The organism is Parasaccharibacter sp. TMW 2.1891, from assembly GCF_023337675.1.
Classification (GTDB): domain Bacteria; phylum Pseudomonadota; class Alphaproteobacteria; order Acetobacterales; family Acetobacteraceae; genus Bombella; species Bombella apis.
On sequence record NZ_QORT01000001.1, the window covers coordinates 899,825 to 920,256 of the forward strand.

The following is a 20,432-nucleotide window of genomic DNA, read 5'->3' on the forward strand; positions in this document are numbered from 1 at the left end:
CGTTTCCCTTTTTGGAGTTTGCTTTATGGCCGATATTTCCGCTGCTGAGGTTCCCCGCCTGCAAAAGGCACTGCGCCGTCTGCTGGGCTCTCCGGAGCTGACAGTTCAGGTCCCGCCACGCAAGGGCATGAGTGTGGAAATCGCAGTGGCTGGTGAAGTCGTGGGGACTGTGTATCGCGATGAGGATGAGGGCGAGGTCTCCTATGCCGTCAACATGACAGTGCTGGAAGAAGACCTCCCTCCTGCCTGACCTGTAGCGGTCTTACCGGTACAGCAGGAAACCTCTCATCCTTGATGGTGAGAGGTTTTTTCATATGCAGGTACTGCTTTCAAAGCAGAGGTGCACAGCTCTGACGGAGCCACGGGTGCAGCTCATCTTCCAGCAGTGGCAGGAGCTTTTCCAGAACCGTGGCATGGTACTGGTCCAGCCAGTGCCGTTCTTCTGCTGTCAGAAGCTCCATGGCGATGAGACGGCGATCTATGGGGGTGTGGGTCAACACCTCGAACTCCAGGGAGGGCCGTACGGTTCCGGGCAGGGAACTTTCCCGAACGAGCAGCAGGTTCTCGATACGGATGCCGTAAGCGCCAACCTCGTAATAGCCCGGTTCGTTGGAAAGGATCATCCCTGGTACAAGGCCGGTCGGCCGTGGCGCTACGGAGATGGATTGAGGCCCCTCATGGACGGAAAGATAACTGCCAATGCCATGGCCGGTACCATGATCAAAATCCAGTCCCTGATTCCAGAGAGCCGCCCGGGCAAGAGTATCCAGCCTGTAACCTGGCAGTCCCATGGGGAAACGCTGGCGGCTCAGGGCAATATGCCCCTTCAGAACTGCCGTGAAAGCTTTCTGGATGGCGGCAGGTGCTTCATCCGGGCCAGTCCAGATAGTCCGTGTGATGTCCGTGGTGCCGAAAGGATATTGCGCCCCACTATCAACCAGATAGACGCTGTTTTTCTGGAGGATGCTGTCATGCCCGGCTTCGGCCCGGTAATGAGGGTAAGCGCCGTTGGGACCAGCCGCAGAAATTGTCTCAAAACTGGGGCCCCGATAATCAGGGGACATGGCCCGGAACGCCTCAAGGCGATCGGCCAATTCTGTTTCACGATGGCCGGGGCCATGTTCTTCCAACCAGCGCAGGAACCGGGCCAGAGCAATGCTGTCCAGTTCATGCGCCCGACGGTTGCCATCCTGTTCCACGGTTGTTTTGATGGCTTTGGGAAGAGTGCACAGGTCCGGCCCATCAGCGATGTGAGCTCCGGCGTCCTTCAGGACCATGCTGAACCAGACTGGCGTCGTGGCAGGGTCCAGCCGTACGGTTTTTCCGGCCAGGGCCTGCAAGGCCTTCGACAGTTCGGAAGGAGGGAATGGACGTATGCCTGAATCTTCCGGGGCATCATGGAAACGGGTCACATCAGCAAAAATGTCGGCCGAACCATCAGCATGAAGCAGGCCGTACGCATGGGCGACAGGGGTCATGGCAATGTCACTTCCCCTGATGTTCAACAGCCAGGCGAGGGACGGGCAGTCCGCAAGGATCATGGCATCCTGCCCCGCTTCATGCAGCTGCCGGGCCAGACGATCCCGCTTGCTCCGGCTCGTTTCCCCTGTAAATTCGAATGGTTGGTGATGGATCAGATTGGCTGGTGAGGGAGGCTGATCATGCCATGACATATCTATTGGATTGTCAGACAGGGGTACGAGCTGAATACCATCCGTCTCCCATGATGAGAGGTCTCTCTGGCTGGTCAGCCGGGGGTCATACCCGATGCGCAGCCCTTGCGCTTTCTCAGCCAGCCACTGCCGGGGAGGATGCTGGCCGCCATGACGGGTTTCCCACAATGCCGCCGGAGCCTGCTCGGCCATCTGTACGGTGTAGCGGCCATCGGAAAAAACACAGCCGGTTTCTGCCAGCAGGATGGCAAGGCCAGCACTGCCCGTAAAACCGGTCAGCCAGGCCAGTCTTTCAGAATGGGGCGCAACATATTCCCCCAGATATTCATCACCCCGGGTGACGATGACACCGGAAATGCCAAGTCTATCGAATTGCTGGCGGACGAGAGCAGGACGGTCCTGCAAAGGAATGGATGAAAGAGACACAGACGCCACCATGGAAAAACGGGAGAGAACAGTCAGGCTGGTTTCCGAAGGATCAAGGTACTCCAGGGGCCTTCCCTGAGCTGCTTTTCAAGGATCAGGCCCTGCCTCTGGTGGGCAACCAGCACCATGCGGGCCTGGGTATTGAGCAGTCCGGCCAGGATGGCTGTTCCCCCTGCCTGAAGGTTGCGGGCAAGATCCTTGGCCATGCGGCAGAGAGGACGAGCCAGAATATTGGCAAAAACAAGATCATAGGGAGCATTGCGGCGAACAGCTTCCGTATGCCAGCCATTGCCGAAGCGGCAGTCCAGCAGGGGGCCGAGCCTGTTCAGCCGGGCATTGGAAGCTGCAACACGGACAGACCATGGCTCGATATCCACGGCCAGAACAGGGCGATGCAGTAGGCGAGCCGCTGCCATGGCCAGAATACCGGACCCACATCCCATGTCCAGAATATGACGGGGGCGCCGATGGGCAATCTGTTCCAAGGCACGCAGGCACCCGCGGGTGGAACCATGTTCACCGGACCCGAAAGCGATCCCGGCATCCAGTATGATGTCCAGCCGATTGGAAGGCGGCGTCTCCTTCAGATGTGTCCCCCGGATACAGAACCGCCGTCCGACATATTGGGGAGGGAAGGCTTCCTGCGTACGGGCCAGCCAGCCTTCGGCCTCGGTGTTCTGCCGGTGCAGGGGAGCGTCCACGCCTGTCATGGCACGGACAAGCGCCAGGGCGTTATCCAGCTCCTCCTCATTCCGCCCTTTTTCCTTGACGGCTTCCAGCCGCCAGTAACGCTGCTCATCATCCTCTTCGAACATGCCGACCGTGTCACAGACCCCAAGCAGGGCCTGCTCGAAAAGTGGAACGTGTATTTCCTCCACCACAATGGAAAGTGTCTCCAGCGCCCGGGCATGGCGGGAACCAACATGGGTGGGGGCAATAGGGCTCTGTTTTGTCTTCACGATACGACCTCTATAAAACCGGCCATGATCCGCTTCAGACCGATATTTTCAAAATTGATGGACAGACGATCCCCTTCAACCCCGATGACCACACCTTCACCGTAACGGTTGTGACGCACCGTCGCTCCGATGGGGACGGCAGGCTGCACAGCGGACGGTCTGGCCCGCTGTTGTCCTGACAGAACCTGAGCCCTGTGCCTGAAAAATGACCTTGAGGGCAGGGCGTGACCGGCCTCTGCAACATTCCGTAAAACCTGTTCTTCAGGCAGTTCATCCAGAAAGCGGCTTGGTATGGAGTCCTGCCAGTTTGCATAAAGCCGACGACTGTTTGCATGGGATATGATTACCCGCTCACGGGCACGGGTAAGGCCGACATAAGCGAGGCGCCGTTCTTCCTCCAGAGCCTGGTTTCCACCTTCATCCAGAGAACGCTGGGACGGGAAAAGGCCTTCCTCCCATCCGGGCAGGAAAACCGTTGGGAACTCAAGCCCTTTGGCGGCGTGGAGCGTCATCAGGCTGACCTTGTCCGGATCGTCTTCAGCATTGTCGCTGTCCATCACAAGGGCGATATGTTCCAGAAACGCATCCATTGTTGGAAATTCACCAATCGCCCGGATCAGCTCCCGGATGTTGTCCAGCCTGCCGGCGGCTTCTATGGTCTTCGGGTCATCCCGCCACATGGCGAGATACCCACTTTCTTCCAGCACCATGTCAGTGGCGACAACATGGCCTTCCTTGCCGACAGTGTCTCTGGCCCTGGAGAGGCTGTCCATCAGGTCCGACAGCGTGGCGGCCGCCTTGCCCTTCAGCTGCCCCTGTTCCAGCTGATGCTGAAGCGTCTGTTGAAGGGACAGCCCCCTCTCTCTGGCAGCATTCCGCAGACGGGTCAGGGCAACACTGCCAAATCCCCGTTTGGGCAAATTGACGATGCGCTCAAAGGCCAGATCGTCGACGGGATACAGCACTGCCCGCATATAGGCGATGGCATCCCGTATCTCGGCCCGTTCATAAAAACGCAAACCGCCAATAATCTGATAGGGAATGCCCATTTTCATCAGGGCATCTTCAAAGGGACGTGTCTGGAAACCAGCCCGCATCAGAATGGCGATGGAACCGTAAGGATGACCTTTTGTATGAAACTCCTGTATCCGGCGGCCAATGACACGGGCCTCGTCATCCGAGTCCGGCATGTTGATGACCTCGACAGGATCACCCTCCATGATGTCGAGCCCAGGCCGCAGAACCTTGCCCAACCGTCCCTCATTATGGGCAATGACCTGCGAAGCCACGGTCAGGATGCGGGGGGTGGAACGATAATTCTGCTCCAGCCGGATGATCCGTGCACCGGGAAAATCTTTCTCGAAACGGAGGATATTGGCGATGTCGGCACCACGCCATGAATAGATGGATTGATCGTCATCCCCGACGCAGGCAATGTTAGAGGGTTGTCCATCCTGCCTTCTGGCCAGAAGACGCAACCACAGATACTGGATGGTGTTCGTATCCTGATATTCGTCAACCAGAATATAGCGGAAGCGTTTCTGATACTGCTCCAGTACATCGGGATGCTGACGGAGGATGGTCACCACATGCAGCATGAGATCCCCGAAATCACAGGCATTCATTTCCTTCAGACGTATCTGATAGGCGGCGTAGATGGCCGGGAGCTGGCCATTGGCCAGTTCAGGTGTCTGCGCAGCAGTGATGCCATCGGGCAGCAGGGCCTGATCTTTCCATAACTGGATCTGATGCATGATCTGTGCCGGAGGAGAGCGCTTGAGGTCCAGTTTCCAAGGCTCGATGACCTGCTTGAGAAGACGGAGCTGGTCGTCCGTATCGAGAATGGTGAAGTTGCGCTCCAGCCCGACATGTGGCGCATGCTGCCGAAGCATGCGGGCACAGAGAGAGTGGAAGGTTCCCAACCAGAGGCCTTCCACTGGTCGGCCGAGGATGGCGCTGATGCGCTCCCTCATTTCCCGGGCAGCCTTGTTGGTAAAGGTCACGGCCAGTATCTGCTCGGGCCATGCCAGCTTTTCCAGCAGGATATGAGCGAACCGTGTTGTCAGAACCCGGGTCTTCCCGGTACCGGCACCAGCCAGAATCAGCAGGGGGCCTTGCGTCGTTTCCACGGCAAGACGCTGCTCTTCATTCAGCCCGTGCAGATAATCAGGACCGGAAGACGGAAAACGGGGGGAAAAAAGATCATCCATCACAATTATCTGGTATAATGCGGCTCATACCCGCTGGCTAGGACATAACCATAGATTGTGAAAAAAGCAGTTTCATCCAAACAGGGGCACAGGGCACGGATGAGAGAGCGCATCCTCACCCATGGAGCCGAGACCTTGGCCGACTATGAGCTCCTGGAGGTTCTGCTTTTCTACGCCATTCCTCGCAGGGACACCAACCCGCAGGCCAAAGCGCTGCTTTCCGCTTTCGGGTCGATAGGGAAGCTGTTGCAGGCATCTTCTGCCAGACTGGAGCAGCATGGTCTGAGCGAGCGCATCATGAGCCTTCTGGAACTGCCCGTATTGGCAGCACGCTCCCTCATGGAGAGTGATGAAGACATGCCGCTTCAGCTGGGCAATGCCAAGGCTCTGATGAATTATCTGAAAGGCACATTGCAAAGGACAGATGAGCCAGCCATCGGTCTGATCTGCCTGGACAGCAACAACGGCCTGATCATGGAAAAGCTGCTGCCAGCAGCCAGTAACCTTCATGCCCTCCACCGATCAATTGCACAGACACTTCTCAACTGCCACGCCACTGCGGCCATCGTCGTCTATTACCATCCACGCAGTCCAGCCACGGCACTGGCTCCAGAGGTACGGGGGCTGAGACAGGTCTTGCGGTCTCTGGATGTCATCGTCCATGAAGGCATCCTGATTGGTGAGGGATGGTATGTCAGCATGAGTGAATCCGGGCTTCTATGAGGAGGATGACCATTACGGACCGTCTGCCCTCCGTCAGGGAGAGCTTTCACAAAATCGCATCGTTTGTTGTTGCCGGGAAAGATGCCCGCAAGGAGCTGGTTGAGCGCCTTCTGCGGCATCATTCTTCACTGGCTGAACTCATTTCAGCTCAGCCAACGGACAGAAAGGCCATAAACCGGGATGATGTGCCTCTGGCCGTATTCTGTGCTGTGCTGAAAGAGCTGGCCCATCGGTATGGACGGTCCTTGCTGCCAGAGGGCAACCTGCTGGAGCAACCGGAATTGCTGAAGGACTATCTGATGGTCCAGATGGCCAGGGAAAGAGTGGAACAGTTCCGGCTGCTTTTTCTGGATGACAGGAAACACCTCATCCGCGATGAAGTGCAGAGCCACGGGACAATCAACCATGTTTCGGTCTATCCACGTGAGATAGCAAAACGATGTCTGGCGTTGGGCGCAGCCGGAATCATCATGGTCCACAATCATCCGGGAGGGCAGGTAAACCCATCCCGGGGAGACATCACCATGACCCAGGCCATTCAGAAGGCATTGGCTGTCATCGATGTCTGTCTGATAGACCATGTCATCATCACAAGAAAAACCCAGACCAGCTTCCGCCAGCTTGGGCTTCTTGATGATGACTGATCAGTCCTCAAGCTGGGGCTGATAGCGGGAAAGAACCATGCTTCCGGGCAGCCCTCCACGAGGGAAGATGCGGTTTACATGGCCCATCTTGCGCCCCGGGCGAGCTTCCTCTTTTCCATAGAGGTGGATGGAGGCATTTTCCTCCCCCACGATCTCTGGCAGGAGCGCCATGTCATCCGGGCCAATCAGATTATGCATGTAGGCATCAGAATGGCGTCGGGCAGGTGGCAGGGGCAGCCCGGTCACGGCCCGGACATGCATTTCGAACTGGTCTACCAGACAGGCACTCATGGTCCAGTGGCCGGAATTATGAGGGCGAGGCGCAATCTCATTGACAAGGAGCCTGCCATCCCGATCCTCAAACAGTTCCACCCCCATGATACCGACAAGCCCGAGTTTTTCAGCCAACGTTGCGGCCAGGGTCTGCGCTTTTTCAGCCAGATCGGGCATGATGGGGGCTGGTGTGATGGAGACACGGAGGATCCCCTGGCGATGATGATTTTCCGTAACATCAAAGCAGCGCATGGTGCCTGCTGCATTGCGGACAACCATCACGCTGACCTCACGGGCAAAATCAATTTTCCGCTCCGCAACCAGCGGATAGGGGAGGGTGTCTGCCTCTGCTGCCAGAGAGTTGAAAGCGGCTTCATTCTCCAGACGGAACTGCCCCTTCCCATCATAACCGAAACGGGTTGTTTTCAGGATGCAGGGAAAGCCGAATGATGGGAGAGCATGAAACTCCTCTGCCGAACCGATTTCCCTCCAGGGGGCAACCGGCAGGCCGAAGGATTCCAGAGTGGTCTTTTCGGTGATACGGTCCTGGCTGGTTTCCAGAATATGACCGGATGGATGGACCGGACAGAACCGTGCCAGATGGGCCAGACCCTCTGCGCTGATATTTTCAAATTCAAACGTGATGACGTCACAGGAACGGGCGAACTGCTCCAGACACACCGGATCATCGTAAGCACCAACCGTGAAACGGGCCGATGTTTCCGCTGCCGGGCTTGGCTCACTGTTGGAGAGGATATGGACCCTATAGCCCAACCGGGCAGCGGCCACGGCAGACATGCGACCAAGCTGTCCCCCCCCAACAATGCCGATCCAGGCGCCAGGCTGTAATGCTTCCGTCTTCATCCTGCAGGAACCTCAGCAACGGAAGCCGTCTGCCGTACCCTGAAGGCTTCAAGCCTTTCGGCTATGCTGTCATCGGAGAGGGAAAGGACAGATGCAGCCAGCAGAGCTGCATTGATGGCTCCAGCCTTGCCGATGGCCAGTGTGCCGACAGGTACCCCGCCAGGCATCTGCACGATGGAGAGCAGACTGTCCTGCCCTTTGAGCGTGCGGCTTTCCACCGGCACTCCAAAAACAGGCAGGGTCGTCCATGCTGCACACATTCCTGGCAGATGGGCTGCGCCACCCGCTCCGGCAATGATGACCTTCAGGCCACGTTCACGAGCCGTTCTGGCATAATCAGCCAGCCGGTCCGGCGTCCGGTGGGCGGAAACGATCCGGGCCTCATAGGGGATGCCCAGAGCGTCCAGCTGCTCACAACCATGCTTCATGGTCTCCCAATCCGACTGGCTGCCCATGATCACACCGACTGACGGCGCTGGTGAGACACTCATCGTGTTCTGTCCCTCTTTGTCTCAGAAGCTGTTGCCGGTTTCATCACGGGACGGGAAGAGGCTCTCCGGGTCGATTGCCTCATGATCATTCTCAAGCGGCTTGCCTTCCCGGACGAGACGGTCATTGGCGGCCTGAACGGCAGCATTCAGGTCTGTCTGGGTGCAGAGGCCAAGGATGACTGGGTCACGAGGCTTGATGTTGGGGCTGTTCCAATGCTCACGGTTGCGGATTTTGGCAATCGTATCCTTGGTTGTGCCCAACAGGCGGACAATCTGGGTATCGTTCAGCTGCGGGAACTGGCGCAGGACAAAAGCGATGGCATCGGGGCGATCATGCCGCTTGGCCACCGGCGTGTAGCGTGCCCCCTTGGCACGACGGGCCACGGGATTGGGAGTGGCTGTCAGCTTGAGCCGGGCGGCGGGATTGGCCTCACAGCGCTTGATCTCGGCTTCAGTCAGCTGATTGTTTTTTACAGGATCATAGCCGTTGATCCCGCCGCCAACCTCACCATCAGCAATAGCCTGAATCTCCAGCGGGTGCATCCCGCAGAAAGTGGCGATCTGGTCAAAGGTAAGGCCGGTTTTCTCAATCAGCCAGACGGCAGTTGCCTTCGGCATTAGCGGCAGGGTCATGTCAACGCAGTCCTTTGCAGAGCGATAATATGGTCCGGCATCTGGCAGGGCCCGGGCCACTCTGGAAAAGAATCACCCGCCACCCGCATGAGGGGCGGTGCCTGCGACAATGCACGACAGTGCCGCCAAGATGCGTCAGAGACCATGAGAGGTCAAGATGGAAAGAAATAAAAAGAAACCCTCCACCCGAGGAAAAGGGTGGAGGGTTTCTTTATCCAGACATCCCGTAAAGGGAAACTGTCTTACTTCTTGATATTGCCAATACCGGAGAAGCGCTTGTTGAACTTGGCAACCTGCCCCCCTGTATCCAGAATACGCTGAACGCCCGTCCAGGCCGGATGGGTCTTGGGGTCAACGTCCAGACGCAGCTTCGCGCCGGGCTCGCCGTAGCAGGAACGCGTTGTATATTCGCTGCCATCAGCCATCACGACCGTGATTTCATGATAGTCGGGGTGGATACCGGGTTTCATAATATTTCCTGAACCTGATGAAAGAAGCTCCGATACCGACCGGAGCAGACGGAGCCCTCCATAAAGGATATGGCTCGGAAAATAAAGGTTGGGCATCATTCTTTTTGTTGATAAAGCGATTCTTAAAGACTTCATACAGTTTTGCCATAATACGCTGTATGCTACGGCAGAGCTCGGCTACATGGCGCAGATCGTGCCTGTCGTGCGGTCTAGATTCTTCAAATTTCAGGAAAAGGCTATATGAGTCCTATCAAAACACCTGGCTGGGTTTCTGATTTTCAGAAATTCATCATGCGCGGGAATGTCGTGGATCTGGCAATCGGTGTGGTGGTTGGCGCTGCTTTCAGCTCCATCGTCAACAGCGCCGTCAAGGATCTCCTGACCCCGATCCTGGGTCTTCTGACGGGGGGCGTGGACTTCAGCAACATCTTCATCACCCTGAAAGGGCCGGTCAAGGATACACTGGCAGAGGCACAGAAGGCCGGAGCCGTGACCATCAATGTGGGCCTGTTCCTCAATGCGGTCCTCCAGTTCCTCATCATTGCCTTCTTCATCTTCTGGGTGATGCGTCTGGTCGGCAAGCTGCACCGCAAGGAAGAAGCGCAGCCTTCCGCCCCGCCGGCTCCTTCCAAAGAGGAAGTGCTGCTGACGGAGATCCGTGACCTCCTGGCGGCACGCGCAGTAGAGAAATGACCCGTTTTTTTCCCATGAAAATGACGGCACGATGCGCCCTGGCGGGTCTTGCTCTGGCAGGCGTCCTGTCTGCCAGTTCCGCCAAGGCAGATGGTACAGCTTTCGGGGTCCCTCTGTCGCCCAATGCGCACCTTTATTCATATTTCATCATCAATGGAATGGCCCGTGGCGCTTTCCTTCTGGGCCAACTGCACCAGAAAGATATGCCTACGCTGATCCAGATGGATGAGGTGACCCGCAAGGCTGTGATCCACAATCTGGACTCACAGACGATCAGGTCGGACTTCAGGGCGGAACAGATACTGACCCGTTATCTTGGGCTTATTCTGAAATAGCTCCCGGGAGCTGGCCAGGATACAGAAAAGGGGGCTCCAGAGCCCCCTTTTTTTCTGACCATATTCCGTTGAAAAGGCTGGTCTCAGCCTGCTTTGCGCAGTCGCTTCTGCCCCATCAGGAGCAGAAGTGGTGCGGCAATGAAGATGGATGATGATGTCCCCACGACAATGCCGAACAGCATGACCGTAGCAAAGCCGGTCAGCGTGCTTCCACCAAACAGTGCCAGAGGCAGAGCGGCAAGGAACACCGTCATGGACGTACCCAGTGTCCGGTTCAGCGTTTCATTGATGGAAAGATCCAGCAATTCCCGCAGTGGCATTGTCCTGTATTTGCGGAGATTCTCACGGATACGGTCATACACGACCACCTTGTCATTTGTGGAATAACCCAAGATGGTGAGCAGTGCCGCAACCATGACGAGATCAAACTCGAACCGTGTAACCACCAGAAAACCAATGGTTTTTGTCAGGTCCAGCACGAGTGTGATGACAGCACTCAGGGCAAACTCACGCTCGAAGCGGAACCAGATATAGATGAGAATCATCCCGAGGCTGAAGAGGAGGGCAAGCACACCATCCCGAAACAGTTCGGACGACACGGACCCGCCAACAGCATCAGCCCGCTGGATCTGGACACCGGGAACAGCCTGCACGATGACCGTGCGGACCTGATCCACCAGCTTCTGGGTAACATGCTCATCTTCCCCCCCTGGCGGAAGGTTGATGGCAATGCGGACATCCTGCGGAGACCCGAAAGACTGTACGGAGGCCGCATTGATGTGACCGGCCTTGAGGACCTCCCGCATATGGGCGGGATCTTCCGCTGCTGGAGAGTGGGTTTCCACGATGATTCCACCCCGGAAATCAAGCCCCAGATTGAGGCCCGGCGCGATGAACAGCACCACAGAGGCGATGGAGAGAAGGGCGGAGACAATCAGACCGGCATGACGGCCACGCATGAAGTGGATCTGTCGGTCATCACGTACGAAACGGAGAAGAGGGCGAGAAAACATGGCGATCAGACCGGCAATTCCTGTGGACGTTTATGAGCATACCAACGGACAATCAGCATGCGGGACAGCACCAGCGTCGTGAACAGCGTGGTGACGATACCAATGGTGATGGTCAGGGCAAAGTTGCGGACCGGCCCCGTACCAAAGACAAAGAGCATGACATGGGCGAGGAAGGCCGTAGCATTGCTATCGATGATGGTCCCCGTGGCCCGCTGGAACCCGGCCTGAAGCGCCTGAAGGGGTTTCCGGCCGTTCCGTACTTCTTCCCGGATACGCTCATTGATAAGAATATTGGCATCCACCGCCATGCCGAGGGTCAACAGGATACCCGCCATGCCCGGCAGGGTCAGTGTTGCTCCAAAAAGCGACAGGATGGCCAGGATCATGACCAGATTGGCGAACAGCGCAATGTCCGCATACAGGCCGAACCGGCCATAGAACAGCAGCATGAACAGTACGACCAGCACAAAGCCAGCCACAAGACTGACCACACCAGCATGAATGGAGGCTGCACCAAGGCTCGGCCCGATGCTGCGCTGTTCCACTACGGCAAGGGGAGCAGGAAGGGCCCCGGCACGGAGCAGCAGCGCCAGGTCGGAGGCGGAACGAGCTGTGAAGCGCCCGGTGATGATCCCGCGCCCCGCCGTGATGGGGCCGTTGATGACAGGGCTTGTCAGGATGTGACCGTCCAGAACGATGGCGAACGGCTTGCCGACATTCTCTGTCGTAATGCGGGCAAAGTCATCTGCACCTTTATTGTCAAACTTCAGTTCGACAACCCATTGCCCCTCATTCATTGTGGCAGCGGCGTCTGTCAGGTTGGCACCATCCACGTCGACCCTGTCCTCCACGGCGATTTCTCCACGCCCTTCAGGCAGGGGCAGCATGGTCGTGCCGGGACCAGCATGGAGCGGGTCTGGAGAGACGAGATGGAAGGTCATGCGGGCTGTTGTGCCCAGCAGGGTCTTGATACGTTGAGGATCGCTGATGCCCGGCAGTTCCAGCACGATGCGGTCTTCCCCCTCACGGGCAATGCTCGGGTCGATGGCACCGGTACTGTCGATACGGCGGCGGACAATCTCGATGGAGCGTGACACAGCCTCCCGGGCCCGGGCCCGGATGGATTCCGGTGTCAGGCTGATGACGAAGCGGCCATCTTTCTCATTGATGGCCAGTTCACCAGGAATGGAGGGCGTCAGTTCTTCCAGAACCTTCCGGTCGCTCTCCTTTTCACTTTCGGAGCGGGGCGTGAGCAGCACGGAGGCCGTAGCATCATCCCGCTGGATGAGCCGATAGCCAAGATGGGCACTAAGCAGCCCCTGACGGATCTCACCTTCCAGTGACTGAAGCCGGTCATGCTGGAGAGTTTTCGTATCCAGCTGCAACAGGAGATAGGAGCCTCCCCTCAGATCAAGCCCCAGATGTACCTGATGCCAGGGCAGGGATGATGAGGGAGATTTCATGAAATTGGGCAGGCAGAGCAGGGCACTGATCAGACAGATGCCCACCACGCCTAACATCCTGAGGCGGCTGTAATACAACATAAGGGGTCAGAGAACCTCAAAAACGTGGAAATGAAGAGGCCAGAACTAATCTCGCAGATGGGTGCGACCATGCCCTCTCCAGTATTTTATTGCAACCATTATGCATGGCTGCATGGCGCCTTGCACAAGCATTTCCGGGTGCTATGATTCCTTCCATGAAGACGGAAAAGCTCCTTGATGTCGCCATTGCGGGTACCGGGCATTTTGGCCGTTATCATGCCCTCCAGGCTGCCAGACACCCCCGGGAGCGGCTGGTCGGGCTGTACGACCCTGATCATGGTCGTGCCCAAAGCATTGCGGAAGAAACGGGAACCTCTGCCTTCAGAAACTACGGGGAGCTGCTGGAACGGTGTGAGGCTGTCATCATCGCTTCCCCTGCCGAAACACATTATCAGATGACACAACAGGCCCTGATGGCCGGCTGCCACGTGTTGGTTGAAAAACCTCTCGCCGCCACAAAAGAAGAAGGGGCCGCACTGGTACGCTGTGCTGGAGAGCAGGGACGCATCCTCCAGGTCGGACACCTGCTGCGTTATTCGGCCGAGCATCAGGCCATTTCAGCCCGCATGAAACAGCCTCTGTACATCGAGGCCACAAGGATCGCTCCCTACAAGGAGCGGGGCACGGATGTATCAGTCGTGCTGGACCTGATGATTCATGATCTCGACTTCATCCTGTCCCTTGTGGACAGCCCCATCCTCCATATTGATGCGATGGGCGCCGCCGTCTCCAGTGCTCATGAAGACATCGCCAATGCACGTGTCCGTTTTGCCAATGGCTGCGTTGCCTCCATTACGGCCAGCCGCATTTCTCTCAAGACCGAACGGAAAATGCGTCTTTTCTCTCAGGAAGGCTATCTCTCGGCGGATTTCATGAGTCGACAGCTGGTTTTCATAAACCGTCATGAAGGAATACCCCTCCCGGGCAGCAATGGCTTCCGGCGGCAGAGTGTGCGGTGGCATGACCATGACAACCTGGCTGCCGAGCATGATGCTTTTGTGGCGTCCTGTCTGGATGGTGCTCCCGTGATGGTGGATGGACAGGCCGGTCTCAGGGCTCTTGACGCTGCCCTGAGAGTTGGTGAAGAGATACGGGCTGCGCAGGAGTTGATCCGGCATGCAGGTCTGATCGACTGATCAGGACACTATAGTGCATTTCCTTACGACATGAAGGGACAATCATCATGGACATGACTGACTACACGCAGCAGATCAACGCCATAAATCCTTATCTGAGCCTGCTGATCTTCGCCATCCTCATGCTCTCCATGCTGGCGCTGTATTTCCTGCCCAGCATCATTGCCATCATGCGGCAGCATCCCCAGAAATGGCTTCTCATCGGTCTGAATGTCTTTGCTGGGTGGACAGGATTCTTCTGGATCGGCCTGCTCATCTGGGCACTCTGGCCAAAAGAAAAACTGGTTGCATTTCAGGATGGACAGGGCTGGGGCCCCTATCAGGCACATGATCGGACCCAATCTTTTGGAGGATCATCTTCTGACCGGCCAACTGAAACGCTGGAGCAGCTCGCCCAGATGAAAGACCGTGGCGCCCTGACAGAAGCTGAATTCGCCAAGGCCAAGGAACGTCTCATCAACCGCCTGTAACGGCATGTCCTTCCAGCCCGCCATTGCAGGCTGGAAGGACCTTTGCCGAAGATCAGTTTTCCAGCAGTTCTTCCCGTTTGCTTTCAAGCTCAACCCAGCGCTCTTCCGCTTGGCGCAGCTTTGTCTCGGTGTCTTCCAGCGCAGCCGTAATCTTTTCAAACCGGACAGGGTCCCGGTTGTACAGCCCGGGGTCAGCCAGAGCATTCCGGCAAAGCATGGCGTCTTTTTCAAGTTTTTCAAGAAGCTCAGGCAGCCGGTCCAGCTCCCGTTGTTCCTTGTAGCTCAGTTTGACGGTCTGTTTGACAGTACGTACAGGGGAAGAATCTGTATCGCTGGAGGAGGGGGCCGTGTCTTTCTGGCGTCTCTCTACGGGAGACCGGCCCCTGCGTTGGGCCAGCATGTCTGAATAGCCACCAGCATATTCAATCCAGCTGCCATCACCCTCTGCCACCAGAGTTGAGGTTGCCAGTCTGTCCAGAAAATCACGATCGTGACTGACGAGCAGAACCGTCCCAGCATAATCGCCCAGCATGTCCTGCAACATATCCAGCGTCTCAAGGTCCAGATCGTTGGTAGGCTCATCCAGCACGAGCAGATTGGAAGGACGGGCCAAGGCAGCCGCCAGCGCCAGCCGCCCCCGTTCTCCCCCGGAGAGATGGCTGACTGGCGTGCGGGCCTGTTCCGGCCGGAAGAGGAAGTCCTTCATGTACCCAATGACATGCCGTTTTTCCGTGCCGACCTGTACCATCTCGCCATGTCCGTCCGTCAGGAAGCTGGCCACACTCTGGTCGCCATCCAGGGCGCTGCGCTGCTGGTCCAGCGTCACCATCTGGATGGACGGACTACGCCGGATTTCACCGGCCTGTGGGGTCATCTCACCGGTCAGCAGGCGCAGAAGCGTCGTTTTCCCGGCCCCATTGGCCCCGCAGATTCCCAACCGGTCGCCTCTGGTCACCTTCAGCGTCAGATCACGGATGAGGGGACGCTCCGGATAGGCCCAGCCAACACCTTCCGCAGCCATGACAATCTTGCTGGTATTCTCCGTCTCACTGGCTTCCAGCTTCAGGGAGCCTCTCTGGCGGGAGGCAAGATCACGCCGCTCCGCCCTCAGGGCGGCCAGTTCAGCAACACGACGGACATTTCGCTTTCGGCGTGCTGTGACGCCATAGCGCATCCAGTCTTCCTCACGGGCAATCTGACGGTCCAGCTTGTGCGCTGCCCGTTCGGCAAGCTCAATCTGCTCGTCCCGCCATGATTCGAAATGAGCGAAGCTGGCGTCCAGCCTCTGCGTGCCCCCCTGATCCAGCCAAATGACTGCCTTGCACAATGTTTCCAGAAAACGGCGGTCATGACTGATTATGATCATCCCCGCTCCCGAGGCCAGAAGCTCCCGCTCCAGCCAGGCGATGCAGGGGAGGTCCAGATGGTTGGTCGGTTCATCCAGAAGGAGAAGGTCCGGCTCAGTTGCCAGAGCCCGGGCAAGGGCGCTTCGGCGTGCTTCCCCTCCAGAAAGACTGGCACATTTTTCACGACCATCCATGCCGAGCTCACTCAGCATGGCTCGGGCCCGGTAATGGGCTGTCTCGTCCAGATCCGCCGTCACATAATCGAAAACCGTGTCCCACCCAGAAAGGTCGGGTTCCTGCGGCAGATAATGTACTTTCAGCCCTGGCTGGAGGAAACGCTCGCCATCATCCTGTTCCAGCTCCCCCGCTGCAATGCGGAGCAGGGTGGATTTGCCCGAGCCATTTCGCCCGACAAGGCAGAGCCGTTCACCCGGCAACACGGAGAGCGTGGCACCGTCCAGCAACGGACGGCCACCCAGAGTATATGAAATGTTCTGTAGATTGAGGATTGGTGCAGACATGGGCCTGATGTGAAGAAACCGGAGCAGATTTGCAATATGGAACGGATGAAGAGGTGAAAGAAAGATTTTTCCGATGGAAAACTTTTACTCTGTCTGTTTTTCTTTTCCCCGCTTCCTCTGTATATGTCTCCCCATGAAGGCAGACAAGAAGATGCTCAAAGGCTGGGTACGGCAGCAGAATGGCGCCAATCGCCCAGCCACCATGTGTATGGCCCTGATCGGAATGTGCAACGTCCTTGCCGGAATGGTGCTGGTATGGAGCCTGGCCTCCATTCTGGCAGGCCTGCTGGCAGGCGGGGGGAGGCTGGATGCCCGCTGGTTGGGTATGTTCATCCTCATGTCTGTCGTCCGTGTCATTCTGGGATATGTGCAGGAACACTTGGCTGTCTCCAGCGGTGAGCTGGCCCGCAAACGCCTGCGGCGCGAGCTGCTGTCCCGCTTTTTTGCACAGGGGCCGGCGCTACTCCGGCATCAGCACAGTGCTGCACTGGCGTCTCTGTTGACAGACCGCATCGAAGCGCTGGAGGGCTATTTTGCCCGCTGGTTGCCTGCCTCGGCCCTTTGGGTGGTAGCGCAGTGGTCTGTCGTTCTTGTTGTGTTCTGGCAGAATCACCGGGCAGGGCTCATTCTGGGGGGATGCTGCCTTTCCCTTCCTTTTTTCCAGGCCGTGTTCGGCATTGCTACAGCCATTGCCTCACGCCGTCAGCTTCTTGCCCTCAACCGCCTCCAGGTCCGTTTTCTGGACAGGATCAGGGGCATTGCTACCATCGTTCTTTCCGGCAATGCGGAAAAAGATGCCCAAGGCCTGGGGCAGGCTGCTGATGAACTGCGACAGCGGACCATGAAAGTGCTGCGTCTGGCCTTTCTGACATCAGCATCCACTGATGTTGCCATGATCGTTGCCTTGGTCTGGATCGTGATCGACCAGCGCCACGGTCTCATGCATGGCGGGTCTGTTGCGCAGACAACCAGCATCCTGTTTGCCGTGCTCATGGTACCAGAAGCCTTTGCGCCATTCCGTGCACTCTCAGCGGCCTATCAGGACAGAGCACAGATTACCAGCAGCGGCGAGGCCATACAGAAACTGCCGACCCTGCCAGAAATGGCAGCTGGCACATCTGCTGACCAGCCACGTGCCGAGCGGACGGCTCGGGGTATTGAGCTTGATGTGCAGGGGGTTTCCTATCAGTGGGTAAAGGATCGGCCACTGGCGCTTGACGATGTATCATTCCAGCTCAAGGCGGGTGACGTGGCCCTGCTGACGGGCCCATCAGGAGCTGGAAAATCAACCCTCATTGAAATGCTGCTGGGTTTCATCAGGCCCCTCGAAGGTTCCATACGTCTTGGCGGTGTCGACCTCCAGGCGCTGGGCCCGGCAGAAATCACGCAACAGATCAGCTGGATTGGTCAGAAGCCGGTCATTTTTGCAGGTACGCTGCGTGAGAATATCATGTTCGCTGCACCTGAAGCGTCTGAAAAGCAGCTTCAGGCGGCTTTGGAAGCATCTTCCATCACGGGATATCTGCCCCTGCTTCCTGATGGGCTGGAGACCAGACTGGGTGAAGGAGGATTCGGCCTTTCAGGTGGGCAGGCCCAGCGGATCGCCATCGCCCGTGCCTTCCTGAAAGATGCCCCGCTGCTCATCATGGATGAACCTACCGCCCATCTTGACCCCATGACGGAGCAGGACATCCTCATGTCTCTCCGGAGGCTGCTGAAGGGTCGTACAGCCCTGATTTCCACCCATTCGCCCCAGTTCCACAATATTGGTGAGACCGTGCGTCTTACCATGGAGACGGGACGGCTTACGGAACAGGAGACACTGGCATGAGGCAATTGCAGCCATTATGGAATGTATGGAAAGCCCGTGGGGGACGCCTGCTTATCGGGCTGGTTCTGGCCGAACTTTCCGTCTGTGCCGCTTTCCTGCTCATGGGCCAGACCGGCTCCCGCCTCGGGCTGATCGCCATTGGTGGGGTCGTTGCCTTTGGCATCCTCCGCTTTGCTGGCGCCGCCCGTATCATTCTCCGCTATCTGGAACGTCTGGCCACGCATGACGCCACCTTTCGGGTTCTTGCAGACATCCGCCTCTGGTTTTACAGAAATCTGGCCAAAGGAGCCGCAGCTGGGCTGGGCTTCCGGCGTTCTGGTGATCTGCTCTCCCGCCTCGTGGCCGATGTGCAGAGTCTGGACAGTCTCTATCTGCGTATTCTGGTCCCGCTGGCAACGGCGCTGTTCAGTCTGCCCATCGTCATCTGGGTTTGTCTGAAGGGAAGCCTGCTCCTGGCACTCAGTATCGGTGTCATTTTCTGCCTGGTCGCCTTTGCCTTGCCGGCACTCATGGCGAAACTGTCCTATCGCTGGGGGCCAGAGCTGCAACAGGCGCAGGCTGACATGAACAATCAGGCCCTTGATCTCGTGGGAGGGATGCGTGAATTGCGCATCTTCGGACAGGAAGATGCCGCTGCAGAGCGGTTTCTGGCCGCAGAGGAAGCCTTTTACACCGTGCAGCGTCGACAGGGACAGGCCATGGCACACATCCATGCCATCTCCCTGTTGCTGACCCGCCTGGGGATCATCCTTGCTCTGGCAGGATGTGCGGGAGTCTTCTTCCCTGAAGAGCAGGCTGTCATGGGCATCACCATTCTTTTTGTTGTCATGACTGCTCTGGACAGCATCGTGGATCTACCAAGGGCAGGCCTTCTTTTCGGGCGCATCCGCCATGCGGCAGAACGTGTGGTGGATGCCACGGTCATTCCTGAAGGCACTCCCGCAGAAGGAACAGCGCCTGCCCCCGCTGGCCATGAGATTGAAGGGCGGGACGTCACCTTTGGCTGGACACCGGAAAAACCCGTTCTGCAGAATGTGAATTTCAGACTCCGGGCAGGGGAAAGGGCCGCACTTGTCGGACCATCAGGTGCCGGGAAGTCCAGTCTTGCAGCGCTGCTGCTCAAGGTCGTGGCGCCTCAGGAAGGAAGCATTACACTGGGTGGGCAGGACATGGCTTCCATCCAGACCGAGGCCCTGCGGGAGCAGGTGGCATGGCTCTCTCAGGCAAGCCATCTTTTTGACGACACGATCCGCTCCAATCTGCTTCTGGGACGGGAGGGCTTTTCTGACAAAGCCCTCTGGGCTGCTCTGGAACAGGCGCAGATTGCTGATTTCGTGCGTTCCCTGCCTGATGGGCTGGATAGCTGGATTGGTGAAAACGGGTCCCACATTTCCGGCGGGCAGGGGCGCCGCATTGCTCTGGCCCGCGTGCTGCTTTCTGAAGCCCCGGTACTGATCCTTGATGAACCCGGTACCGGGCTCGATCTGGAGACGGAACGTGCCTTTCTGGCAACACTCAACCAGCTGGACCGCTCCCGTACCATCCTGCTGATTACCCATCGTCTTACAGGAGTGGAACAGTTGGATCACCTCTGGACCCTCCATGAGGGACGCCTGAAGTCCCAGCCTCTTTGAGCCATGGATGCATTTTTACCACTCCCAGGGCCCAGACCCATATTGACCGGAGCTCAAAGCACGGGCAGTTAAAGATGATCATTTTCCATAGGTAACGAGAAGGATGCTCCCATGAAGAAAGTTTCTGCTTTCATGCGTCGTCTTGCTCCCGTGGGGGCGACCTCCCTCATGGTGGCCGGGCTTCTGGCTGGCTGCGTATCGCATCCGCCGCGGGATGATTATGTCGTGTTTTTTGATACGGAGTCTGTGAGCCTCAGCCCCACAGGGGAGGCCATCATCGCCAGCGCCGTTGATGCCGCCCACAAACGGAATATCTCGCACATCACGGTTTCCGGTTCTGCCGGGAAAAATGAGGATGCGGACGTGCTGAAAAAACTCGCAGATGCCCGTGCGGATTCTGTGGTTGATGTGCTGGTGCGGGATGGCATCAAGCGTGAGGATATCCGCAAGGAACCCTTCGTGCCAACAGATGTCGAGAATTCACGCGTCGCCTTCCGTCGTGTCACGGTCCATCTGGGCGCACATTGATTCAGGAGCACGATC

20 protein-coding genes are annotated in these 20,432 nt (G+C 57.5%); 10 read left to right on the forward strand and 10 right to left on the reverse strand.

What is annotated here, in order from left to right:
- The first annotated feature begins 25 nt into the window (after window positions 1-25).
- Entirely contained in the window at window positions 26-250 is a 225-nt protein-coding gene (locus DTJ15_RS03935) for a DUF3126 family protein (protein ID WP_043560191.1), read from the forward strand.
- A gap of 79 nt (window positions 251-329) precedes the next feature.
- On the opposite strand, the gene DTJ15_RS03940 is transcribed toward DTJ15_RS03935, so the two are convergent.
- From DTJ15_RS03940 to DTJ15_RS03950, 3 genes are read right to left on the reverse strand one after another with little or no spacing between them, the layout of a single operon-like run.
- Entirely contained in the window at window positions 330-2,099 is a 1,770-nt protein-coding gene (locus tag DTJ15_RS03940; RefSeq protein ID WP_249109480.1) for an aminopeptidase P family protein, read from the reverse strand.
- A 32-nt stretch (window positions 2,100-2,131) separates the two neighbouring features.
- On the reverse strand, window positions 2,132-3,037 hold the full coding sequence (locus DTJ15_RS03945) for a 50S ribosomal protein L11 methyltransferase (protein WP_249109618.1): 906 nt from the start codon (window positions 3,035-3,037) through the stop codon (window positions 2,132-2,134).
- Window positions 3,038-3,054: 17 nt separating this feature from the next.
- Window positions 3,055-5,268: an ATP-dependent helicase gene (locus DTJ15_RS03950; protein WP_081563141.1), complete on the reverse strand. Its 2,214-nt coding sequence runs from the start codon at window positions 5,266-5,268 to the stop codon at window positions 3,055-3,057.
- A gap of 99 nt (window positions 5,269-5,367) precedes the next feature.
- Here DTJ15_RS03950 and DTJ15_RS03955 point away from each other — a divergent pair, with 99 nt between their 5' ends.
- Entirely contained in the window at window positions 5,368-5,991 is a 624-nt protein-coding gene (locus DTJ15_RS03955) for a JAB domain-containing protein (RefSeq protein ID WP_052349065.1), read from the forward strand.
- Window positions 5,992-5,996: 5 nt separating this feature from the next.
- Complete coding sequence (locus DTJ15_RS03960) at window positions 5,997-6,635, forward strand: RadC family protein (RefSeq protein ID WP_249109482.1); 639 nt, start codon at window positions 5,997-5,999, stop codon at window positions 6,633-6,635.
- Here the strand turns inward: DTJ15_RS03960 and DTJ15_RS03965 are convergent, their stop codons facing one another.
- From DTJ15_RS03965 to rpmE, 4 genes are all read right to left on the reverse strand, one after another.
- A complete protein-coding gene (locus DTJ15_RS03965) occupies window positions 6,636-7,772 on the reverse strand; it encodes a 5-(carboxyamino)imidazole ribonucleotide synthase (RefSeq protein WP_249109483.1) in 1,137 nt (378 codons plus the stop codon).
- Window positions 7,769-8,263, reverse strand: coding sequence for a 5-(carboxyamino)imidazole ribonucleotide mutase (purE, locus tag DTJ15_RS03970; protein ID WP_043560177.1), 495 nt, complete (start codon window positions 8,261-8,263; stop codon window positions 7,769-7,771). The genes DTJ15_RS03965 and purE overlap by 4 nt, the downstream gene beginning before the upstream one ends.
- 21 nt (window positions 8,264-8,284) lie before the next feature.
- Window positions 8,285-8,896, reverse strand: coding sequence for a DUF1013 domain-containing protein (locus DTJ15_RS03975; RefSeq protein WP_052349063.1), 612 nt, complete (start codon window positions 8,894-8,896; stop codon window positions 8,285-8,287).
- A gap of 242 nt (window positions 8,897-9,138) precedes the next feature.
- Window positions 9,139-9,366, reverse strand: coding sequence for a 50S ribosomal protein L31 (rpmE, locus tag DTJ15_RS03980; RefSeq protein ID WP_043560174.1), 228 nt, complete (start codon window positions 9,364-9,366; stop codon window positions 9,139-9,141).
- 240 nt (window positions 9,367-9,606) lie between these two features.
- Here rpmE and mscL point away from each other — a divergent pair, with 240 nt between their 5' ends.
- Both mscL and DTJ15_RS03990 read left to right on the forward strand, forming a co-directional pair.
- A complete protein-coding gene (gene mscL / locus DTJ15_RS03985) occupies window positions 9,607-10,059 on the forward strand; it encodes a large conductance mechanosensitive channel protein MscL (RefSeq protein WP_043560173.1) in 453 nt (150 codons plus the stop codon).
- The gene (locus tag DTJ15_RS03990; protein ID WP_043560170.1) at window positions 10,056-10,394 is read left to right on the forward strand and encodes a hypothetical protein; all 339 of its coding nucleotides are present in this window, start codon (window positions 10,056-10,058) and stop codon (window positions 10,392-10,394) included. The genes mscL and DTJ15_RS03990 overlap by 4 nt, the downstream gene beginning before the upstream one ends.
- 83 nt (window positions 10,395-10,477) lie before the next feature.
- Here the strand turns inward: DTJ15_RS03990 and secF are convergent, their stop codons facing one another.
- Window positions 10,478-11,407, reverse strand: a complete 930-nt coding sequence (gene secF, locus DTJ15_RS03995; RefSeq protein WP_043560166.1) for a protein translocase subunit SecF — start codon at window positions 11,405-11,407, stop codon at window positions 10,478-10,480.
- 5 nt (window positions 11,408-11,412) lie between these two features.
- Window positions 11,413-12,951 (reverse strand): protein translocase subunit SecD, encoded by a 1,539-nt coding sequence (gene secD, locus DTJ15_RS04000; protein WP_192848197.1) that lies wholly within the window; start codon window positions 12,949-12,951, stop codon window positions 11,413-11,415.
- A 155-nt stretch (window positions 12,952-13,106) separates the two neighbouring features.
- Between secD and DTJ15_RS04005 the strand changes: the two genes are divergently transcribed.
- Entirely contained in the window at window positions 13,107-14,087 is a 981-nt protein-coding gene (locus DTJ15_RS04005; protein WP_249109485.1) for a Gfo/Idh/MocA family protein, read from the forward strand.
- 47 nt (window positions 14,088-14,134) lie between these two features.
- A complete protein-coding gene (locus DTJ15_RS04010; protein WP_052349062.1) occupies window positions 14,135-14,557 on the forward strand; it encodes a superinfection immunity protein in 423 nt (140 codons plus the stop codon).
- A 52-nt stretch (window positions 14,558-14,609) separates the two neighbouring features.
- On the opposite strand, the gene DTJ15_RS04015 is transcribed toward DTJ15_RS04010, so the two are convergent.
- Window positions 14,610-16,424, reverse strand: a complete 1,815-nt coding sequence (locus DTJ15_RS04015) for an ABC-F family ATP-binding cassette domain-containing protein (protein WP_249109486.1) — start codon at window positions 16,422-16,424, stop codon at window positions 14,610-14,612.
- A gap of 133 nt (window positions 16,425-16,557) precedes the next feature.
- Here DTJ15_RS04015 and cydD point away from each other — a divergent pair, with 133 nt between their 5' ends.
- The 3 genes from cydD to DTJ15_RS04030 all read left to right on the forward strand — a co-directional run bounded on the left by cydD (window position 16,558) and on the right by DTJ15_RS04030 (window position 20,417).
- Window positions 16,558-18,255 carry a thiol reductant ABC exporter subunit CydD gene (gene cydD / locus DTJ15_RS04020; protein WP_249109487.1) on the forward strand — a complete coding sequence of 566 codons (1,698 nt, stop codon included), beginning with the start codon at window positions 16,558-16,560 and terminating at the stop codon, window positions 18,253-18,255.
- A complete protein-coding gene (gene cydC, locus DTJ15_RS04025; protein WP_249109488.1) occupies window positions 18,252-19,889 on the forward strand; it encodes a thiol reductant ABC exporter subunit CydC in 1,638 nt (545 codons plus the stop codon). The genes cydD and cydC overlap by 4 nt, the downstream gene beginning before the upstream one ends.
- 111 nt (window positions 19,890-20,000) lie before the next feature.
- A complete protein-coding gene (locus tag DTJ15_RS04030; protein WP_081563148.1) occupies window positions 20,001-20,417 on the forward strand; it encodes an OmpA family protein in 417 nt (138 codons plus the stop codon).
- The last annotated feature ends 15 nt before the right edge of the window (window positions 20,418-20,432 follow it).